At 47.0% G+C, this 17,059-nt stretch carries 17 protein-coding genes; 16 read left to right on the top strand and 1 reads right to left on the bottom strand.

Going from position 1 to position 17,059, the window contains the following annotated elements:
* Positions 1-266 precede the first annotated feature (266 nt).
* Positions 267-1,502, bottom strand: a complete 1,236-nt coding sequence (locus J2Z28_RS30005; protein ID WP_211085638.1) for an MFS transporter — start codon at positions 1,500-1,502, stop codon at positions 267-269.
* 387 nt (positions 1,503-1,889) lie between these two features.
* Between J2Z28_RS30005 and serS the strand changes: the two genes are divergently transcribed.
* From serS to J2Z28_RS29925, 16 genes are all read left to right on the top strand, one after another.
* A complete protein-coding gene (gene serS / locus J2Z28_RS30000; RefSeq protein WP_211085637.1) occupies positions 1,890-3,197 on the top strand; it encodes a serine--tRNA ligase in 1,308 nt (435 codons plus the stop codon).
* 272 nt (positions 3,198-3,469) lie between these two features.
* Positions 3,470-4,576, top strand: coding sequence for an Ig-like domain-containing protein (locus tag J2Z28_RS29995; RefSeq protein ID WP_211085636.1), 1,107 nt, complete (start codon positions 3,470-3,472; stop codon positions 4,574-4,576).
* A 385-nt stretch (positions 4,577-4,961) separates the two neighbouring features.
* Positions 4,962-5,513 carry a GrpB family protein gene (locus tag J2Z28_RS29990; protein WP_036616743.1) on the top strand — a complete coding sequence of 184 codons (552 nt, stop codon included), beginning with the start codon at positions 4,962-4,964 and terminating at the stop codon, positions 5,511-5,513.
* Positions 5,514-5,517: 4 nt separating this feature from the next.
* A complete protein-coding gene (locus J2Z28_RS29985) occupies positions 5,518-5,925 on the top strand; it encodes a ribosomal maturation YjgA family protein (protein WP_211085635.1) in 408 nt (135 codons plus the stop codon).
* 28 nt (positions 5,926-5,953) lie between these two features.
* A complete protein-coding gene (locus J2Z28_RS29980) occupies positions 5,954-6,511 on the top strand; it encodes a GNAT family N-acetyltransferase (protein WP_076329745.1) in 558 nt (185 codons plus the stop codon).
* 51 nt (positions 6,512-6,562) lie between these two features.
* Positions 6,563-6,892 carry a DUF952 domain-containing protein gene (locus J2Z28_RS29975; protein WP_036616752.1) on the top strand — a complete coding sequence of 110 codons (330 nt, stop codon included), beginning with the start codon at positions 6,563-6,565 and terminating at the stop codon, positions 6,890-6,892.
* 68 nt (positions 6,893-6,960) lie between these two features.
* Positions 6,961-7,551, top strand: a complete 591-nt coding sequence (locus J2Z28_RS29970) for a DUF1572 family protein (protein ID WP_036616755.1) — start codon at positions 6,961-6,963, stop codon at positions 7,549-7,551.
* Positions 7,548-8,138: a histidine phosphatase family protein gene (locus J2Z28_RS29965; RefSeq protein WP_036616758.1), complete on the top strand. Its 591-nt coding sequence runs from the start codon at positions 7,548-7,550 to the stop codon at positions 8,136-8,138. Before J2Z28_RS29970 ends, J2Z28_RS29965 begins: the two co-directional genes overlap by 4 nt.
* 3 nt (positions 8,139-8,141) lie before the next feature.
* Positions 8,142-8,975: a DUF2785 domain-containing protein gene (locus tag J2Z28_RS29960; protein WP_211085634.1), complete on the top strand. Its 834-nt coding sequence runs from the start codon at positions 8,142-8,144 to the stop codon at positions 8,973-8,975.
* A 39-nt stretch (positions 8,976-9,014) separates the two neighbouring features.
* On the top strand, positions 9,015-9,731 hold the full coding sequence (pxpB, locus tag J2Z28_RS29955; RefSeq protein WP_211085633.1) for a 5-oxoprolinase subunit PxpB: 717 nt from the start codon (positions 9,015-9,017) through the stop codon (positions 9,729-9,731).
* Positions 9,728-10,762, top strand: a complete 1,035-nt coding sequence (locus J2Z28_RS29950; RefSeq protein ID WP_211085632.1) for a 5-oxoprolinase subunit C family protein — start codon at positions 9,728-9,730, stop codon at positions 10,760-10,762. Before pxpB ends, J2Z28_RS29950 begins: the two co-directional genes overlap by 4 nt.
* Positions 10,759-11,532: a LamB/YcsF family protein gene (locus tag J2Z28_RS29945; protein ID WP_211085631.1), complete on the top strand. Its 774-nt coding sequence runs from the start codon at positions 10,759-10,761 to the stop codon at positions 11,530-11,532. Before J2Z28_RS29950 ends, J2Z28_RS29945 begins: the two co-directional genes overlap by 4 nt.
* An 86-nt stretch (positions 11,533-11,618) precedes the next feature.
* Positions 11,619-12,077: an NUDIX domain-containing protein gene (locus tag J2Z28_RS29940; RefSeq protein ID WP_211085630.1), complete on the top strand. Its 459-nt coding sequence runs from the start codon at positions 11,619-11,621 to the stop codon at positions 12,075-12,077.
* A gap of 454 nt (positions 12,078-12,531) precedes the next feature.
* Positions 12,532-12,948, top strand: coding sequence for a pyridoxamine 5'-phosphate oxidase family protein (locus J2Z28_RS29935; protein ID WP_074093246.1), 417 nt, complete (start codon positions 12,532-12,534; stop codon positions 12,946-12,948).
* Positions 12,949-13,425: 477 nt separating this feature from the next.
* On the top strand, positions 13,426-15,699 hold the full coding sequence (locus tag J2Z28_RS29930; protein ID WP_211085629.1) for a bifunctional 2',3'-cyclic-nucleotide 2'-phosphodiesterase/3'-nucleotidase: 2,274 nt from the start codon (positions 13,426-13,428) through the stop codon (positions 15,697-15,699).
* Between the two features lie 214 nt (positions 15,700-15,913).
* Positions 15,914-16,972 (top strand): EAL domain-containing protein, encoded by a 1,059-nt coding sequence (locus tag J2Z28_RS29925; RefSeq protein ID WP_211085628.1) that lies wholly within the window; start codon positions 15,914-15,916, stop codon positions 16,970-16,972.
* Positions 16,973-17,059 lie beyond the last annotated feature (87 nt).

The following is a 17,059-nucleotide window of genomic DNA, read 5'->3' as shown; positions in this document are numbered from 1 at the left end:
GCATGGCGCGCTAGGGTATCTTTCCCCTGCTCGTTTTGCGATGAAATTTACGGACAAATCCGCAGCGTAGTGTCTACTTTTTTGACATAGGTCCATAGGATTCGTTAGATTTCAAACATGCGGAAATGGATGGAAATAGCGTGTGTTAGGTTCGTTAGAACAGAATAATGCTACAAAAAGATGTCCACCGTCAGGTCATGACAGTAGACATCTCGATTTCCTTAATAGGTATTTCTAATCCTCAGGACTAGACCAACACAGAACTGTTAAGTCGCAGAATTCACTATATGTTTGTTCTGCCATTGATACGTGATCACGCTAATGACAAGCAGGCCAACTGCAAAGATGGCAAGCATCCATGCAGACTGATTAACCGCCAGATGATCAAGACTCCATCCCGTAGTCAAGGGCAGAATGGCACCGCCAACCCCACCTGAGGCAATCAAAATGCTGGGTGTGGATTCTTCTGTTCCGGGTAGCAGTTTACTGGCGAAGACAAGGGCAATGGAGAATATCCCTGACATCGCAAGTCCAAGCAGCAAGATGATGAGAAATGCAGACCAGATTTGGTTTGTAAATGGAAATACCATTAACAAAAGAACAGACGCAAGACAACTGTACAGGACATAGACGCGGTATTGGAATTTCTCTGCGATATATCCGGCGAAGAGTCGTCCCACGGACATGGCAATCCAGAAACAGGTGACGCTAAGCGCTGCTCCGGCTTCCTTCATGTTCATTTTCTCAATCAGAATTGCTGGCATGAAGTTCGCAAGACTCATCTCTGTGCCAACATATAGGAAGAAGAACAGGACGAATAATACCAGAAGAGTCCTGTTACGGCCATGATAGGTTGGACTGGATGTACTTGCAGATGCGGGATGCATCTCACCTGATGTCCCAGCAGTGTGGGCGTGTACTGAACCGTTATTAGAACTCTGTCGCTCCAGAAACTTATCGAGTTCACCGAATGATCCTTTTGCCCAGAAAACAAAGGTCAGCGCTGCGCAGATCGCAACAACGAGAAAGGAAAGGCGCCAGTATCCGGCAGCAATCAGACCGCTGGCAATGAGCGGCATGACCATCGCCCCGATCCCGAATAATACTTCCAGTCGACTCATGGCAACGGCTGTATTGTCTTTGATTGCAGCAATGATAATGGTTCCAATAACAGCTTCAACCATTCCGAATCCAAAGCCGGCAGCGGGTGCAATGACGAACATCCAGCCCCATGGTGGCAACAGCATATAGGATAATTCTGCAATACAGAGCAACGCTGTGGCGATTAACAGGCCCCCGCGTTTACCAAAGCGTCTGTTCAGCCATGGAGATAACAATACACCACCGAGGAATCCGGCAAATTGAGCAAAGATCAGCGTTCCGCCTTGGCTATAATCTTTGCCGTAATGTTCAAGTGCAACCGGTAGAATGGAACCGAGCACAACGTGGGCAAGTCCAATCAGGAAATAGGACAGACATCCGATCCAAAGTAATTTTTTCATAAAGAACTCCTTCTACTTATATACATAAATTGAGGATCACAATAAAGCGCAATCTTGAAGACAAAGTCTATCATAACAGGACATGTTAAGTTGTGCCATGAATTACGGATAGATATAGAAGGTTGCAATTTGGTCCAGCGTTCGTATATACTGAGACCAACAATTACAGATCGGACCATGCCGTTGAAGAGCATCCAACTCGGAGGCGTTTTCGCCAGGGGAGCGATATTTCCCCAAGTTAACCGGAACCGCCCGTTATCGCGGACCAAGAGGCTGGAAGCAGGATATCCTGATTCAGCAAGTTGGGTGGCACCGCGAGCAGAGCGCTCCTCGTCCCAAGGGATGAGGGCGCTCTTTGTATTTTTACAGCCAAAGGAGACGGTGACCATGTTAGAAATGAAGTGGATTCGTGCACATGCAGAAGAGGTTCAGGCCGCAGCAGACGGGAAAAAAATCAAGATCAACATTCGCACATTGTTAGAGCGGGATGAAGAACGCAGGGCACTTTTGCAGGAATCGGAAGAAGGACGCAGATTGCGCAATACGTTATCCGCGGACATTGGCAGACTCATGCAAGCCGGGAATCGGGAACAGGCCGAGGGTTTGCGGGCTCAGGTGAAACAGATCAATGAACAGTTGGAACAGTTGGAACAGGTGGAAGCGAAGCTTGCCCCTGTGCAGGAGGAAGTAACCAAGCTGCAATGGCTGGTACCCAATATCGTATCCCCGGATACCCCAAAAGGTACGTCGGACGCGGATAATGTGGAGCTGCGACGTGTGGGAGAGGTGCCAACGTTCGAGTATAACACCAAAGATCACGTGGAACTTGGGGAGTTGCATGATCTGATCGATATTCCCCGTGGAGTTAAGATCGGTGGTACGCGAAGCTATGTATTAAAAGGCGCTGGTCTGTTATTACATCGTGCAGTACAGCAACTTGCGCTTGATTTGCTTCTGAAGCACGGGTTTACACCGATGGAGGTACCGCTGATGGTCAGGGAGGACGCACTGGTGAACACCGGATTCTTCCCAACCGGTCGAGATCAGGTCTATGAACTCGAAGGGGAGAACAAGTGGCTGGTGGGAACTTCTGAAGTGCCGCTGGTCTCGTATTATGCGGATGAGATTGTTGATGTTCAAGAGCCTGTGAAGCTGGCCGCGGTATCGACGTGTTTCCGTAGTGAAGTCGGCTCCGGCGGACGAGATGTACGCGGATTGTACCGTGTGCACCAGTTTGCCAAAGTCGAGCAGGTCATTCTCTGTGCTCCTGATGCGGAAGAATCGGAGCGCATGCTGCAAGAGATTACGGGACACGCCGAGGAATTGCTGCAATTACTGGAACTGCCGTATCGTGTTGTCGCTGTATGTACCGGAGATATGTCGCAGAAAACGTACAAACAGTATGACATCGAGACCTGGATGCCGAGCCGCGGTGCATATGGAGAAACGCATTCGTCATCGAATCTGCATGATTTTCAGGCGCGCCGTTCGAATATTCGTTGCCTCGATGCCGAAGGCAAGTTGGCCTATTGTCACACGCTGAATAATACGGCGGTGGCATCGCCGCGTATCCTGATTCCTTTGCTTGAGAATCATCAGCAGGAGGATGGAAGCATTCGCATTCCGGCAGCCCTGCGGCCCTATATGGGCGGGGCCAAGAGCTTGATTTTGCCAGAGCAGGATGAAGTGAATTAGAGAGGTTAGGTAACGCTTTAGGAATTCAAAAAGGGGATGTTCCACACGTCATGTTGCATGTGACGATGGACATCCCCTTTTAAACGGAAATAGTATTTACATAAACCAAGCTCCTACTATGTTGATCTAGATTCAAAGGTTTCTATAACGATTACACGCTGATCTCATGAATTGTTCCAAGACTCTCACTTATGTCATTCAACTTTATGCAATTCGTATCCGATATAATATAATAGAAGTAAAATATTGGATTATGGGAGTTGGAATTAAAAATGAATAGAATCAAAATGGCGCTTCGAGGCACGCTTGCTCTAATTATGGCATTAACATTACTGGTCCCTTCGTTGGCCTTGGCGGCTACTGGTGACGTGAAATCGATTGAAATAACTAATAGCAGCCCGCAGAAGATGAGTGTTTCCGAAACAGCTGCGCTTCAGGTGATGGCAACGGTGGAAGGTTTTGATAACAAGCAGGATGTTACCGAAGGCGTGACTTGGTCCACCAGTAATGCAGCGGTTGCGACGATGGTGAAAGGCAAAGTCAAGGCTGTGGCCGCAGGCGAAGCAACGATTTTTGCAGAAGTAGACGGGTCTAAAGCCCAGTTGATTGTCCAAGTGCAGGAGAAGATCAAAAGCATCAAAGCTTCACCGAAATCCTACAGTTTTGTTAAAGGCAGTGAAAGCACCCTTCCGAAAGTAAGTATTACCCGTGCGAATGGTAAGGAAGAGGATGTGACGTCTGAGATTGTATGGTCCGTATCCACTTCTTCGGCTGTGCTGGAAAACGGTAAAATTAAAGGCGTAACACCCGGCAGAGTTTTGCTGCAAGGCAAATACGGAACAACGATTGTGAAAGTTCCCGTTGCTGTGACGGATGAGATTACCAAAGTTGAGGTCACTCCTGCCACAATGCAGCTGAATATCAAGAAGTCCAAAGCGTTGAAGGTTATCGGCACCTACGCGAATGGCAAAACGGTCAACCTTTCGAAACAAATCATATGGACCTCTTCCAACACAAATGTAGCTATCGTGAAAAATGGAGCCGTTAAGACGCTGACCGAGGGACAAGCAACCTTGACAGGAACTTATCAAAATCAGACAATAAAGGCAGAGGTTACCGTTGTACCTTTGCTCAAAAAGCTGATTACAGGCCAGAAAAAACTGGTTTTGTCCCCACAGGGAAGTACAACGTTGAGTGTGATGGCCCAGTATGATACGGGCAAAACCACTGTTGTGACCAACAGTGCGGTGTGGAGCAGCACAAAGCCGGGCGTAGCGACAGTAACAAATGGGAAGATTGTGGCTGTAGGCAAAGGGAAAACGTCCATAACGGCCAAGTGGGGCAACAAAAAAGTGACGATCCCTGTTACGGTAAAATAAATCTTCATATAATGAAGTGCTTTGCATCAATCCAAACATAATTCAGTACATCATCACGTTAAATAGCATTATATGATCAAGGGTATCAGACAATTAGGGGCGTAGACATACGCTCCTTTTTTGGATATATAGAAATATGTATCTGAAATGCCTTCTGCTTCAACAACTATATAAGGGGACTGGATGGGATGAATATGAAAGCTTCGATTATAAGCTCAGACGCTAACTCTAGTGATCTGGCTTACCTGAAATATCTTCTTTTATCCCTAAGTTCCATACTTACATTTCAACGGAGTACTACGATTAAGCGCATGAAGCAACGCACCTATGAAAAATACAGAGAAGGTTACCATTTAAAATGTCTTGGTGAAGAGGAGATACCTGAATGACAGATCCATTGCAACCGGAAAACTGGCCTGACTGGGCGACAGAGGCGGTAGAGATTGCTCCGGCCAACCCCAATTGGGATGCGCAGGCTCAGGAAGAAATCGGACAACTCAAACGTCTTCTACAGCAGTTTAATATCCATCAATTCGAACATATCGGAAGCACGTCCATTCCAGGGTTACCCGCCAAACCTATTATTGATCTGATGGCAGAGGTACAGTCATGGGACGACATGGATCTGATTGCGGATCAGCTGAATCCGTTGGGCTGGAACTACGTTCCGCCTGAACTGGATGGACGGGAGTACAGACGATTCTGGGTCAGGGTTAAGGATGGCAAGAGAGCTGTACACCTTCATCTAATGCGCCCGGGAGAAGAACGCTGGGATCGTCAAATTCGGTTTCGGGATGTGCTGAGAAAACGCCCAGATCTGGTGGAAGCGTACGCCGTCCTGAAAACGAAGCTTGCTGATGAGAACAAGGAAGATAGGGAATCGTATACCGCTGCCAAAACGCAATTTATTTTACAAGTGCTTGATGAAGGCGTGTGATTGATTGAAAAGCGTACTTATCAGAGACAGGCTGATCTATTTCTTCGCAGTCATGATGACCATGGCGGCAGGACTCGCATCCAGACACTTCGGTGAACGATTGCCGGGTTGGGTGCATGAACATTTCGGGGATGCATGTTGGGCGGGCATGATTTATTTCGGAGTACGCATGGTGTGGCCTCATCGCAGCTTGGTATGGGCGATGTGTTTGAGCTGTGTATTCAGCTGGATGATTGAGTTCTCGCAGTTGATCCAGACGCCTTGGCTGATTGAGATACGCTCTACCGTATTAGGTGCGCTTATACTGGGACATGGGTTTCTGGTAATTGATCTGATTCGATATACGGTCGGTATTCTGTGCATGGTTATGATAGATCGTTATTTCCTGAGAAATAAGATGGCTGGATCATGAACTCAAGTGAATCATGGAGGTGTGCTGCATGAATGTAGAAAAACTTTTTGCCGACTTGCCCGAATTCGAAACACAGCGGTTAAAGCTGAGGCGGCTTACGATGGATGATCTTGATGAATATTATGCGTTTGCCTCTGATCCGCGAGTGAGTCAGCAAAGCTTGTGGAACTACCATGAGACGGTGGAGGATTCAATTCAATATATTCAGCGGGTGCTGGATAATTATGAACGGAAAACGGTACATATCTGGGCTTTTGTTTTGAAGGAAACAGGGACCTTGATCGGGAGGGGTGGCATTTTTCATCTCAACGAACCCATGCAGAGTGCTGAACTAGGGTACGCGATAGCCAGCAGTCACTGGGGTAAGGGGCTCGCAGCAGAAGCGATGCAACCCATCGTGGATTATTGCTTTCGGGAACTGGACTGCAATCGGTTGGAGGGGAAATGTAATGCAGGCAACATAGGCTCTGCACGCGTAATGGAGAAGCTGGGTATGTCGTACGAAGGTTTGCTACGCAAACAGTTGAAGATCAAAGGTGTATTTACGGATCAAAAATTGTACTCCCGTATCCGGGATGATCTATAATACTTCCAATGACTCATAGGGTACATCGCAGAAATTGAAGGAGGCAGAACCATGATCTATAGTATTATTTCCCGTTCGTTGTGGGAGCAAGTGTCAAAGGGGAGTGTGTATGCACCAGATAGCCTGGAGACGGACGGATTCATTCATTGTTCCACCAAGGAACAGATTCCATGGGTAGCCGGGCAATATTATGCAGGCCGCACGGATCTATTATTACTTAGTATTGATGAGAAGGCGTTAGAGCCAGAACTGGTGTATGAGGATCTCTACGAATTAAATGAACTATATCCACATATCTATGGAGAGCTCAATTTGGATGCGGTTCGCAAAGTCATTCCATTTGAACCGAATGCAGACGGTACATTCTCATTTCCTGAATAAATAACATGTGACACTTCTATTTGGACGTGATCTGGGGGCATTATACTTTTTCGAAGGGTGGTTAACGGATGGATATGAATCAGGTTTTTCTGGAGACAGCCGAGAAGCAATTCTTGTATTACAAGCAGCTCGGGGAAAAAGCCATGGCACAACTGGATTCCGAGCAATTGTTTCAATCCTGGAATGAAGACGCGAACAGCATTGCGGTAATCGTAAAACATCTATGGGGCAATATGCTGTCCCGCTGGACGGATGTACTGACAACAGATGGTGAGAAACCGTGGCGTGAACGGGACGCCGAGTTCGTGAATGATATTTCTTCCCGGGAAGAGTTGCTCTCCAAATGGGAGGAAGGCTGGAATTGTCTACTCGAATCCATTCGTTCGTTTACCCCGGAACAATTGTCTCATATCATATATATTCGGAATGAAGGTCATACCGTGATGGAGGCCATTATTCGGCAATTAGCACATTATCCGTATCATGTTGGGCAGATTGTATTTGCCGCGAAAATGCTTAAAGAAACAGCTTGGGACAGTCTCTCGATTCCGAGAAATGGGTCAGATCAATATAACGGCGGCAAATTTGCCAAACCGAAGGCACGCAAACATTTTACAGAAGATGAACTTCATATAGAAAAAGGTGAGGAACAACAATGACTCAAATTGCATTGATTCGCCATGGAAGTACAGCGTGGAATAAGGAAAAACGTTCGCAGGGACAGACGGATAATCCGCTGGATCAGGAAGGCAGGGAACAGGCGGTATTACTTGCCGCGAGACTGGCCGACGAATCCTGGGATGCCATCTATGCAAGTGACTTGGAACGTGCAAGTGAGACAGCTCGCATCATTGGTGATCGCTTGGGTATTCAGGAGATTCATCTGGACCCTAGACTTCGCGAGATGGGCGGAGGACAGGTCGAAGGAACAACGGAAGAGGAACGGTTAGCCAAGTGGGGAGCGGACTGGAGTACCCTGGATCTTGGACGGGAGCTTGCAGATGCAGGGACTGTTCGAGGCAGTGCGGTGCTTGAAGATATTGTACAGCAGCACCCCGATGGAAGAGTGATCGTTGTCAGTCACGGAGCCGTTCTGCGGAATACACTGCGAGGTCTGGTGCCTGAACTGGATATCAGTGTGAAGCTGTCCAACACATCCATTACCCGGATCGCCAAGAATGAGAATGTGTGGCAATGCGAACTGTACAATTGCAGCGTACATTTGGATTCGTCCAGGGAGTCTTAATAGATGGATGCTCTGACGTTAAAACAAAAATTACAGCATATTCAGTCGTCTAATCATTCCGTTGATCACGAGGAACAGCCCTACGAATTGGCACTGCATATGATGAATCATATTGGTAGTACTGACCCTGTCCTGCGGGATGAATTGATCTATGTTACGTTTGCAACCTGGATTGGACAGGGTGTATTTTCGGAAGATCAGCTAAGGCATGTGTTGCAGTTGACGCTGGACGATCAGCACTTGTTCTATGGGATCGGAGAGCAGGAAACGGATACTGTGTTTACGCGTACGTTCTCCGTATTGTTACTGCCTCCAATTCTGAATGTGGATCGTCAGCGACCTTTCTTGGACAAAGAGGATATCGCAGGGATTCATCATCGGTTGACTACATATCTGGAACTTGAAAAAGATGTTCGCGGCTACGCCGATAACAAGGGCTGGGCACACGCCCCCGCACATGCGGCGGATGCGGTTGAAGACTTGGCACAATCGCCATATCTGGAGCGAACGGATCTGCTGGAACTTCTGCATGCACTCGCTGTGAAAATAACGGAATCTAGTGTGGTTTACATCCATGATGAAGATCAGCGAATAGCGCATGCTGTGATTACCATTCTGCGTCGCAATCTGATGGAGCAAAAGGATATTACGGTGTGGATCGATTCCCTTCATCAGGGAGATAAGGCGGTGAACAGATCACTTCTGGAAACCAGTCATAGGAACCTGAATGTGCGTCTGTTTTTACAGACACTCTATATTGCGATACGAACAGAAGAAGATGAGCCGTTTCCGGCGGTTTGTTCACTGGTATTGCAGGCATTGGAGAGAGATAAATAACGATACGCTAAACTTTGTGGACAAAGGGGGGGATTGCGAATGACTGAATTGACGTATGCATGGACGGAGGAGATCCTATCTCCGCTGGGTGAGACAGCAGTTATCATCCAGTGTGGAGATCAATTGTCTGACGCGGTGCAGCGCAGAGTGTTGTCTGTCTGTGCTTTGCTGGAAAAAAGCACTTTGCCAGCCATGATCGAATGGGTGCCTTCATATACGTCGGTTACAGTATTTTATGATCCGTTCATCTCCCCGTACCCCGAGTTATGCCGTATTCTGCTTCAGCAGTTGAATCAAATGAAGGAATCTGTACAAAACAAACCCAGAACGGTCACGATTCCCGTATGTTATGGTGGCGAGTGGGGCCCTGATCTGGACTACGTTGCCAGTGAACATGGACTGACCGCAGAGGACGTTATCGCGATTCATACATCCGGGGATTATCTCGTACACATGATTGGGTTTGCAGCGGGTTTTCCGTATCTCGGCGGGTTGTCTGAACGAATTGCTACGCCCAGACGTGCGACACCAAGGCTCCGGGTTGAGGCGGGCACAGTAGGTATCGGTGGCAAACAGACAGGAATCTATCCGGTGGACACACCTGGGGGATGGCAATGTATTGGACGAACGCCACTCCGGTTGTTTCGGCCGGCTGAGAACATACCGAGTTTGCTGGCAGTAGGTGATCGGGTTCGATTTGAACAGATTACGATGCAGGAGTATCTGGCGTTGAAGCGGAAGGAGGGCGAACGATGAGTATTGAAGTGATTCGCCCTGGTCTATTATCTACCGTTCAGGATGAAGGCAGAACCGGTTATCGCCGGTATGGTATTCATCCTGGCGGGGTCATGGACACCTTTGCAGCCAGAGCAGCCAATATGCTTGTGGGCAATTCCCGACATGCGGCAGTGCTGGAGATGACGATGACGGGTCCGAAGCTTCGATTTCAGGAGAGCCAGCTTATCTCACTATGTGGAGCTGATTTGACGGCAACGGTGGATCATCTGCCTGTACCTTTGTGGCGTCCTGTGCTGGTGCGGACTGGAAGTGTACTGAAATTTGGCCCATGTCGTCATGGTTTGCGTGGATATCTGGCGATTGCGGGTGGAATAGCTGTGTCTGAAGTGATGGGCAGTCGAAGTACAGACCTCAAGACAGGTCTTGGCGGTATGGATGGGCGAGCCTTGCGCGTGGGGGATCTGTTATCCAATGGTGAACCATTTGCTGAAGCGCAAGGTTGGATGCAGCGTATGGAGCAGCAGGTAAAGGAGAGTGAGCGGGACCACCGAATATTGGTGCCTGCATGGCTTTTATCTGAACGTGAAAGACCTGACTATTATGGGCAACCTGTTATTCGTGTGATGGAGAGCAAGGATAGTTCGCTGTTCAGTCAAGAAAGTCTTGGACAATTCTATGCCGAAAAATACGTGATTTCTTCGCAATCCGATCGGATGGGCTATCGCTTGCAAGGCTCCATACTGGAGCTGGATCAGCCCCTGGATTGGCTGTCTGAAGCCGTTACCTATGGCACGGTGCAGGTGCCACCGGATGGTCAGCCCATCATCTTGATGGCAGATCATCAGACGATAGGGGGTTATCCTGTCATTGCACAGGTAGCTCGGGTGGATATGCCAATCCTGGCTCAGACTAAGCCAGGAACCCAAATTTCTTTTAAAAAGATTACGCATGATCAAGCTGGACAGTTGTATATGGAACAGGAAATCAATATGCAGCTCATGGATAAGTTGATACGCAGAAGAATGGCAGGAATGGGGGGCGCTGAATGAATACCTCGAAAACCTTGGATATCAATTGTGATCTGGGCGAAAGTTATGGTATATATCGGACGCTGTCGGACGAGGCCGTTCTACCCTTGATTACATCAGCCAATATTGCCTGCGGATTTCATGCAGGGGACCCGGCTACAATGCGCCTGACGGTGGTGAGGGCATTGGAGCATCAGGTGGCGATTGGAGCCCACCCCGGGTTGCCGGATTTGCAAGGGTTTGGGAGAAGACGTATGGACATTACGCCACGGGAAGCATATGACATGGTGGTGTATCAGATCGGTGCGCTGGATGCATTTGTCCGGGCAAGTGGAGGGCGAATGCATCACGTAAAACCGCATGGAGCTTTATATAATATGGCCGCAGAAGATATGAAGCTTGCTGAAGGCATCGCCGAGGCGATCTATCAAGTACAGCCTGAACTGTATCTGTATGGTCTGGCGGGCAGTGAGCTGATCCACGCTGCGGATCGCATCGGTATGCGCAGTGTGAACGAGGTGTTTGCAGATCGAACCTATGGGGCGGACGGAAAGTTAACTCCTCGCAGCCAAGCTGGAGCCCTCATTGAAGAATCGGGACAAGCGATTGCTCAAGTGCTTCGGATGGTGAAAGATGGCGTGGTTGCATCCACGGATGGTACGTTGGTTCCCATTAAGGCAGAGACGGTCTGTATCCACGGGGACGGAGCAAACGCTCTCGCATTTGCTCAAGAAATTCGTCGTGTGCTGGAATCGGAAGGCATTGAGTTATCCGCGCATACCACGGGATGATACGCATGTTCAGCAGAACAACAGTAGTATCAGGTTGTTCGGATTGAACTTTGAAATTTTGGAATGACAAGGAGTGAATGAACAGAATGAAACCCATACGCAACTCGGCGAAGGCTGTCATTGTGCTGGATGGACGATTGCTGGTCATCCGGCTAGAAGACCAATATGGTACCGCTTATGTGTTCCCAGGTGGAGGACAGGAGAAAGGTGAAGAACTCAAGGATGCGGTCGCACGCGAATGTCTGGAGGAGATTGGTCAGGCCGTGAACGTGGGAGAGCTGTTACATATCCGGGAGTATATCGGTAAAAATCATGAATTCGCCGAGTGGGATGCAGACATCCACCAGGTTGAATTTTATTTTGCGTGCAGCCTGATCGATCCGGAGGCAACCGTTTTTGAAGGCTCCAATCCAGACGACCACCAAGTCGCCGTGGAATGGATTGCACTTGAAGAGCTATCCCAGATTCGTTTATATCCAAAAACCATTGGTGAGCTGCTGCTTAAATCGGGTTCTTCCTCAATCTATCTTGGAGATTTGAATTAAATTAGCCATGAAGAAATTAAGCCCTAATCCCTTTATGTAAACATTTTTATAAATAGCATTTCCAATTTTGTCACGTTAGCGTAACGGTTCATGGATTCACCATAGGTGAGGTGGGTACACTATAAGTACAGGCTTATTACAAAAGCATTTGCATAAAGCTGGCTCTAGTAATGCGCGAATAATGAATTCTTATTAAACACAAAGAGATAGTAACAACTACACTTCTCTTTGAACTTTTATTATTCACCCTTAATTGGGAGAACGGTAGACGTAGTGGAGGGGACGGAATCGATTCTGAGGAAGCAAAGCGTTCGCCTTTATCAACGGATTTTCCCTTTGAGAAAAGGGAATCAAAAAAATCCGGAAATAACAGCGATCCAAAGAACGATCCGTACCCGGAACGGCCGCCTACAACGTTCTTCAAATATCCCCCAAACCGAAAGGAGCACTTCCCATGAACCAGACTGAATTGGAACAAAACATTGTAAAAGCATTGGAAAACAACCCTTTTTGCAGCTTCTCTACTGTGGAGAATGGTAAACCAAAATCCCGCTATATGGCGCTTTTCAACGATGGACTGAACATTCATCTGGCAACGAACCGCCGTACACACAAAGTAGAGGAACTGGAGAATAATCCGAATGTTAGCCTGCTACTTGGTTATGAGGCTGGTGGTTCCAAGGAAGTAGTTGAGATTGAAGGAACCTGTGAAGTGACGAAGAACGAAGGCTTGCGTGAGCAAGTGTGGAACGACGAACTGAAGGCGTGGTTCGATGGACCTAATGATCCAAACTATGTCATTCTGGACATCACCCCGACTCGTATTGAATACACGGGGAAAGATCATGAACATCATGTGTGGGAACAATAATCCAAATATGAACATAACCTCTGCAAAGTAGCGTCCTTATGCGAAAATACGCGCAGAGTTTAATCCAACCGTGAAAGCCATTAAGCTTTTACGGTTTTTGGTATGGATGAATAACGCTGAATTGGATATACATGTAAGACGCATGTAATATACGTATTTTGAAGATAACAAGCACTATATACCTACTAAAATGTTGAAAAAAATGTCGAAATCACGCATGATAATGTAAACTTGCCTAGGTATGTGCGGGTAATGTAAAAAATAATGCTTTTCAATGGCTGAACATTGCGTTATGATTTGGAGTGTAAACGACAAGCACAGACATAAATAGATGTTCATGTGAGATAAACTTACCTGAAATTCCGATGCATGTCATCAGAGCGTCAGTACGCACAACCCATGAAATCTATCTTTTTTCTGCGCTCTTCGTTTGCCCATTAATGCATGATTCAATGTACATAACCGGGAGGGGTTATTTTGAAAATGAGAAAAAAAGTATTATCAAGCCTGACTGCCGCTTTGGTTGCATTAAACGTGCTTGCGGTATTTCCGGTACCTGTATCGGCTGCGGATGCTGCCAAAGTTAAACTGCGGATCATGGAGACAACAGATATTCATGACAATCTGATTAACTACGACTATTATTCCGACAAAGAGACAGACCAGTATGGACTCGCCAAAACAGCTACACTGATCAAAAAAGCGCGTGATGAAGCCAAGAACAGCCTGCTGTTCGACAATGGTGACCTGATTCAGGGTAACCCGCTGGGAGACTATGTTGCGAAGATTGATCCATTGAAAAAGGGTGAGACTCACCCTGTATATAAAGCGATGAATCTGCTCGATTATGATGCAGGTAACATCGGTAACCATGAGTTCAACTATGGTCTGGACTTCTTGGACATGACGCTGGAGGGAGCGAACTTCCCTTACATTAATGCCAATGTCTATGTAGACGACGGTGATGATGATGAGACAAATGACAAAAACTATTTCACACCGTATGAGATTTTGGATAAAAAGGTAACGGATGAAACTGGTAAAGAACATACGATCAAAGTAGGTGTGATCGGATTTGTACCGCCACAAATCATGCAGTGGGACAGTGCCAACCTTGAAGGTAAGGTTATCGCCAAAGATATTATCGCTACTGCGAAAAAATTCATTCCTGAGATGAAAGCAAAAGGTGCCGACATTATTGTAGCTATTCCTCACTCCGGATTTGAGGATATCCCTCAAACGGATCTGATGGAGAACTCCGTACTGTACCTGAGCCAGGTAGAAGGCATTAATGCCATTCTGTTTGGACATGCTCATAAAGTATTCCCAAGTGCTGATTTTGCCGGCAAAAAAGGGGTAGACCTTGAGAAAGGTACAATTAACGGCGTTCCTGCGGTAGAACCAGGGTTCTGGGGTGATCATCTCGGTATCATCGACCTGGATCTGGAGCTGGTTGATGGCAAATGGAAAGTGGTAGATTCCAAAACGGAAGCACGCCCAATCTATGACACAGCCAACAAAAAACCATTGGTAGATGCGGATCAGGCGATCATTGATGCGGTTCATGAAGAGCATGAAGGTACATTGGAATATGTTCGTGGTCCGGTGGGCGAAACGACTGCACCAATCAACAGCTTCTTCGCTCTGGTTCAGGATGATCCATCCATTCAGATCGTAACGAATGCACAGAAATGGTATGTAGAAAAACATATGCAAGGTACGGAATATGAGAAAATCCCTGTATTGTCCGCAGGTGCACCATTCAAAGCCGGTGGACGTTCAGGCGCTTCGTATTACACGAATATTCCTAAAGGCACCATTGCGATCAAAAACGTTGCTGACCTGTACGTGTATCCAAATACGGTACATGCTGTAATGGTTAACGGCTCAGAACTGAAAGAATGGCTGGAATGGTCTGCAGGCCAGTTCAACCAGATTGACCCGGCTAAAGGTGGACAACAACAACTGATCAACATGGATTTCCCGACGTACAACTTCGATGTCATCGATGGCGTAACGTATCAGATTGATGTGACCCAACCAGCCAAATATGACGGCAAAGCTACGATTGTTAATGCATCCGCAAGCCGGATCAAGGATCTGAGCTTTAACGGCAAACCGGTTGACCCGGCGCAAAAATTCATTGTAGCGACGAATAACTATCGTGCTTCTTCATCCAAACTGGCTAACCCGGACGGCAAACGCATCGTTCTGGCTGCACCGGATGAGAACCGTCAAGTAATCATCGACTACATCCGTGAAAATAAAACGATTAATCCGGCAGCGGACGGCAACTGGTCCCTGGCACCAATCAAACCATCTGCTGGTGTAACTGCAGCAGCGCTGAACGATCTTGAAGTTGTGTTTGCTTCTTCCCCGGATGCGAAAGGTCTGGTTGAAGCGAATCCGGCGATGTCGTTCATCGGTACGAACAAAGAAGGTTTTGCAGAGTATGGCTTGAAACTGACAGGTGAAGCAACGACAACTCCGAAACCAGGTACGGAGCCTGCTCCTACGCCTACAAAGCCAACTAAACCTACGGAGCCGACTACTCCAACCAAACCAACGACCAAGCCACAGCCTGAGAAACCAGCGGGCGGCAAAGTGGTATATGTGGTGAAAAAAGGCGATAACTTGTACCGTATCGGCTTAAAATATGGTGTGGACTGGCGCAAGATTGTCACATTTAACGTAATTCCAGATGTGCATAACCTGAAAGTTGGACAGAAAATCGTGATTCCCGCTTCTTAAAGTTTAATAAGCTGGGGAGGAGACCGACAGTCATCAGACTGTTGGTCTTTTTTTCTGCAAATTTGAATATATTTATTCCAAGAACCGTCATACAGGAAGTCATCAAAACAGTAGAGATTAATTTTAAGACCCATGATATAATATTTACAAACTTTGGGTATATACAAGTGAACATTAATGGACATGGAATCTAAATTGGCAAGGGGGGTCCTACATGAATTGCAGTGGCTGCAGTCCAATCTATCCTATAGAGGGCCAAGGTACCTTGTACTTGCGTCCCATTTCCCCCGCTTTGCTGGAAGCGCTACAAACGCCGGGAAGACTTATCGAGACGTCGGATGACATGATGTGGATGCATTTTTCGAATCTGGAGACGGTTCAGAGCTTAATAGAAGAGATCGGCGAAATTGATCCGACATTACGTGATTCCCTAACTGTTCAGATTATGCCTATATACGAACAGGCTAATGAAGAAAGCTGGATTAGTCTAACCATGCAGGAGTCTCGTTTCAAACATGCGGAGCTTGTTTCCATTATTCTGGAGCATCAATTCAGCAGTCATATGCAACCCATCGTTGATGCATCGGAGCAGATTATCGGATATGAGTTTTTGCTTCGTCCTGCGGAGAATGGAAAATCCTTCAGTTCCTATGAATTATTTGAAGTTGCGCATGAGACTGGACTACATTCTTTTCTGGATCGATTGGCGCGTATTACTGCTATTGAGACCAGTGCCCTTTTTCTGCCGCATGGTGTCAAACGCTTCGTAAATTTCCTGCCTTCCTCCATATATAATCCCGAATATTGTCTGACACATACGTTTGAAGCGATTGAACGTCTTTCGCTGGACCCTAAAGATTTTGTGTTTGAAGTCGTGGAAACAGAGCAGATTCAGCATATGCCCATCTTGCAGCAAATATTTGAGGTGTATCGTTCCCGTGGAATGTCGGTTGCACTGGATGATGTGGGTGCCGGATATTCGACAATAGAGTTGATGAATCGGTTAGAACCGGATTTTGTCAAAATAGATCGAAGTCTTATTGACCGTTGTGATCAGGATTCGACCAAACAACAGAAAATTCTTCATATTGTTGAGATGTCGAGTCGATTTGGAGGGCAAGTCCTTGCCGAGGGGATCGAACGGATGGAAGAGTTTGAGTTCTGTCGTTCCATAGGTATTGAGCTTGCACAGGGCTACTATTTTGGTAAACCCTCGGCACAACCCCCAGGCGGTCCGTACGCCAATACTTCATCTAATTCATGGAATAATTAGTAACCTGTACCTTGTACAAGTCGCTTCTGATCAGAGGTGGCTTGTTTGGCGTGCCTGCACATTTTTCTCTCAAATAAATACCCTCAT

This window comes from Paenibacillus xylanexedens (assembly GCF_017874615.1).
Taxonomy (GTDB): Bacteria; Bacillota; Bacilli; order Paenibacillales; family Paenibacillaceae; genus Paenibacillus; species Paenibacillus xylanexedens.
Note: the sequence above shows the minus strand (reverse complement) of the source record. Positions and strands in the feature narration are given on the sequence as shown.

Coding starts and splice junctions, on each gene's coding strand:
- J2Z28_RS30005 (WP_211085638.1), bottom strand. CDS start 1,502: ATGAAAAAATTACTTTGGATCGGATGTCTGTCCTATTTCCTGATTGGA.
- serS (WP_211085637.1), top strand. CDS start 1,890: ATGTTAGAAATGAAGTGGATTCGTGCACATGCAGAAGAGGTTCAGGCC.
- J2Z28_RS29995 (WP_211085636.1), top strand. CDS start 3,470: ATGAATAGAATCAAAATGGCGCTTCGAGGCACGCTTGCTCTAATTATG.
- J2Z28_RS29990 (WP_036616743.1), top strand. CDS start 4,962: ATGACAGATCCATTGCAACCGGAAAACTGGCCTGACTGGGCGACAGAG.
- J2Z28_RS29980 (WP_076329745.1), top strand. CDS start 5,954: ATGAATGTAGAAAAACTTTTTGCCGACTTGCCCGAATTCGAAACACAG.
- J2Z28_RS29975 (WP_036616752.1), top strand. CDS start 6,563: ATGATCTATAGTATTATTTCCCGTTCGTTGTGGGAGCAAGTGTCAAAG.
- J2Z28_RS29970 (WP_036616755.1), top strand. CDS start 6,961: ATGGATATGAATCAGGTTTTTCTGGAGACAGCCGAGAAGCAATTCTTG.
- J2Z28_RS29965 (WP_036616758.1), top strand. CDS start 7,548: ATGACTCAAATTGCATTGATTCGCCATGGAAGTACAGCGTGGAATAAG.
- J2Z28_RS29960 (WP_211085634.1), top strand. CDS start 8,142: ATGGATGCTCTGACGTTAAAACAAAAATTACAGCATATTCAGTCGTCT.
- pxpB (WP_211085633.1), top strand. CDS start 9,015: ATGACTGAATTGACGTATGCATGGACGGAGGAGATCCTATCTCCGCTG.
- J2Z28_RS29950 (WP_211085632.1), top strand. CDS start 9,728: ATGAGTATTGAAGTGATTCGCCCTGGTCTATTATCTACCGTTCAGGAT.
- J2Z28_RS29945 (WP_211085631.1), top strand. CDS start 10,759: ATGAATACCTCGAAAACCTTGGATATCAATTGTGATCTGGGCGAAAGT.
- J2Z28_RS29940 (WP_211085630.1), top strand. CDS start 11,619: ATGAAACCCATACGCAACTCGGCGAAGGCTGTCATTGTGCTGGATGGA.
- J2Z28_RS29935 (WP_074093246.1), top strand. CDS start 12,532: ATGAACCAGACTGAATTGGAACAAAACATTGTAAAAGCATTGGAAAAC.
- J2Z28_RS29925 (WP_211085628.1), top strand. CDS start 15,914: ATGAATTGCAGTGGCTGCAGTCCAATCTATCCTATAGAGGGCCAAGGT.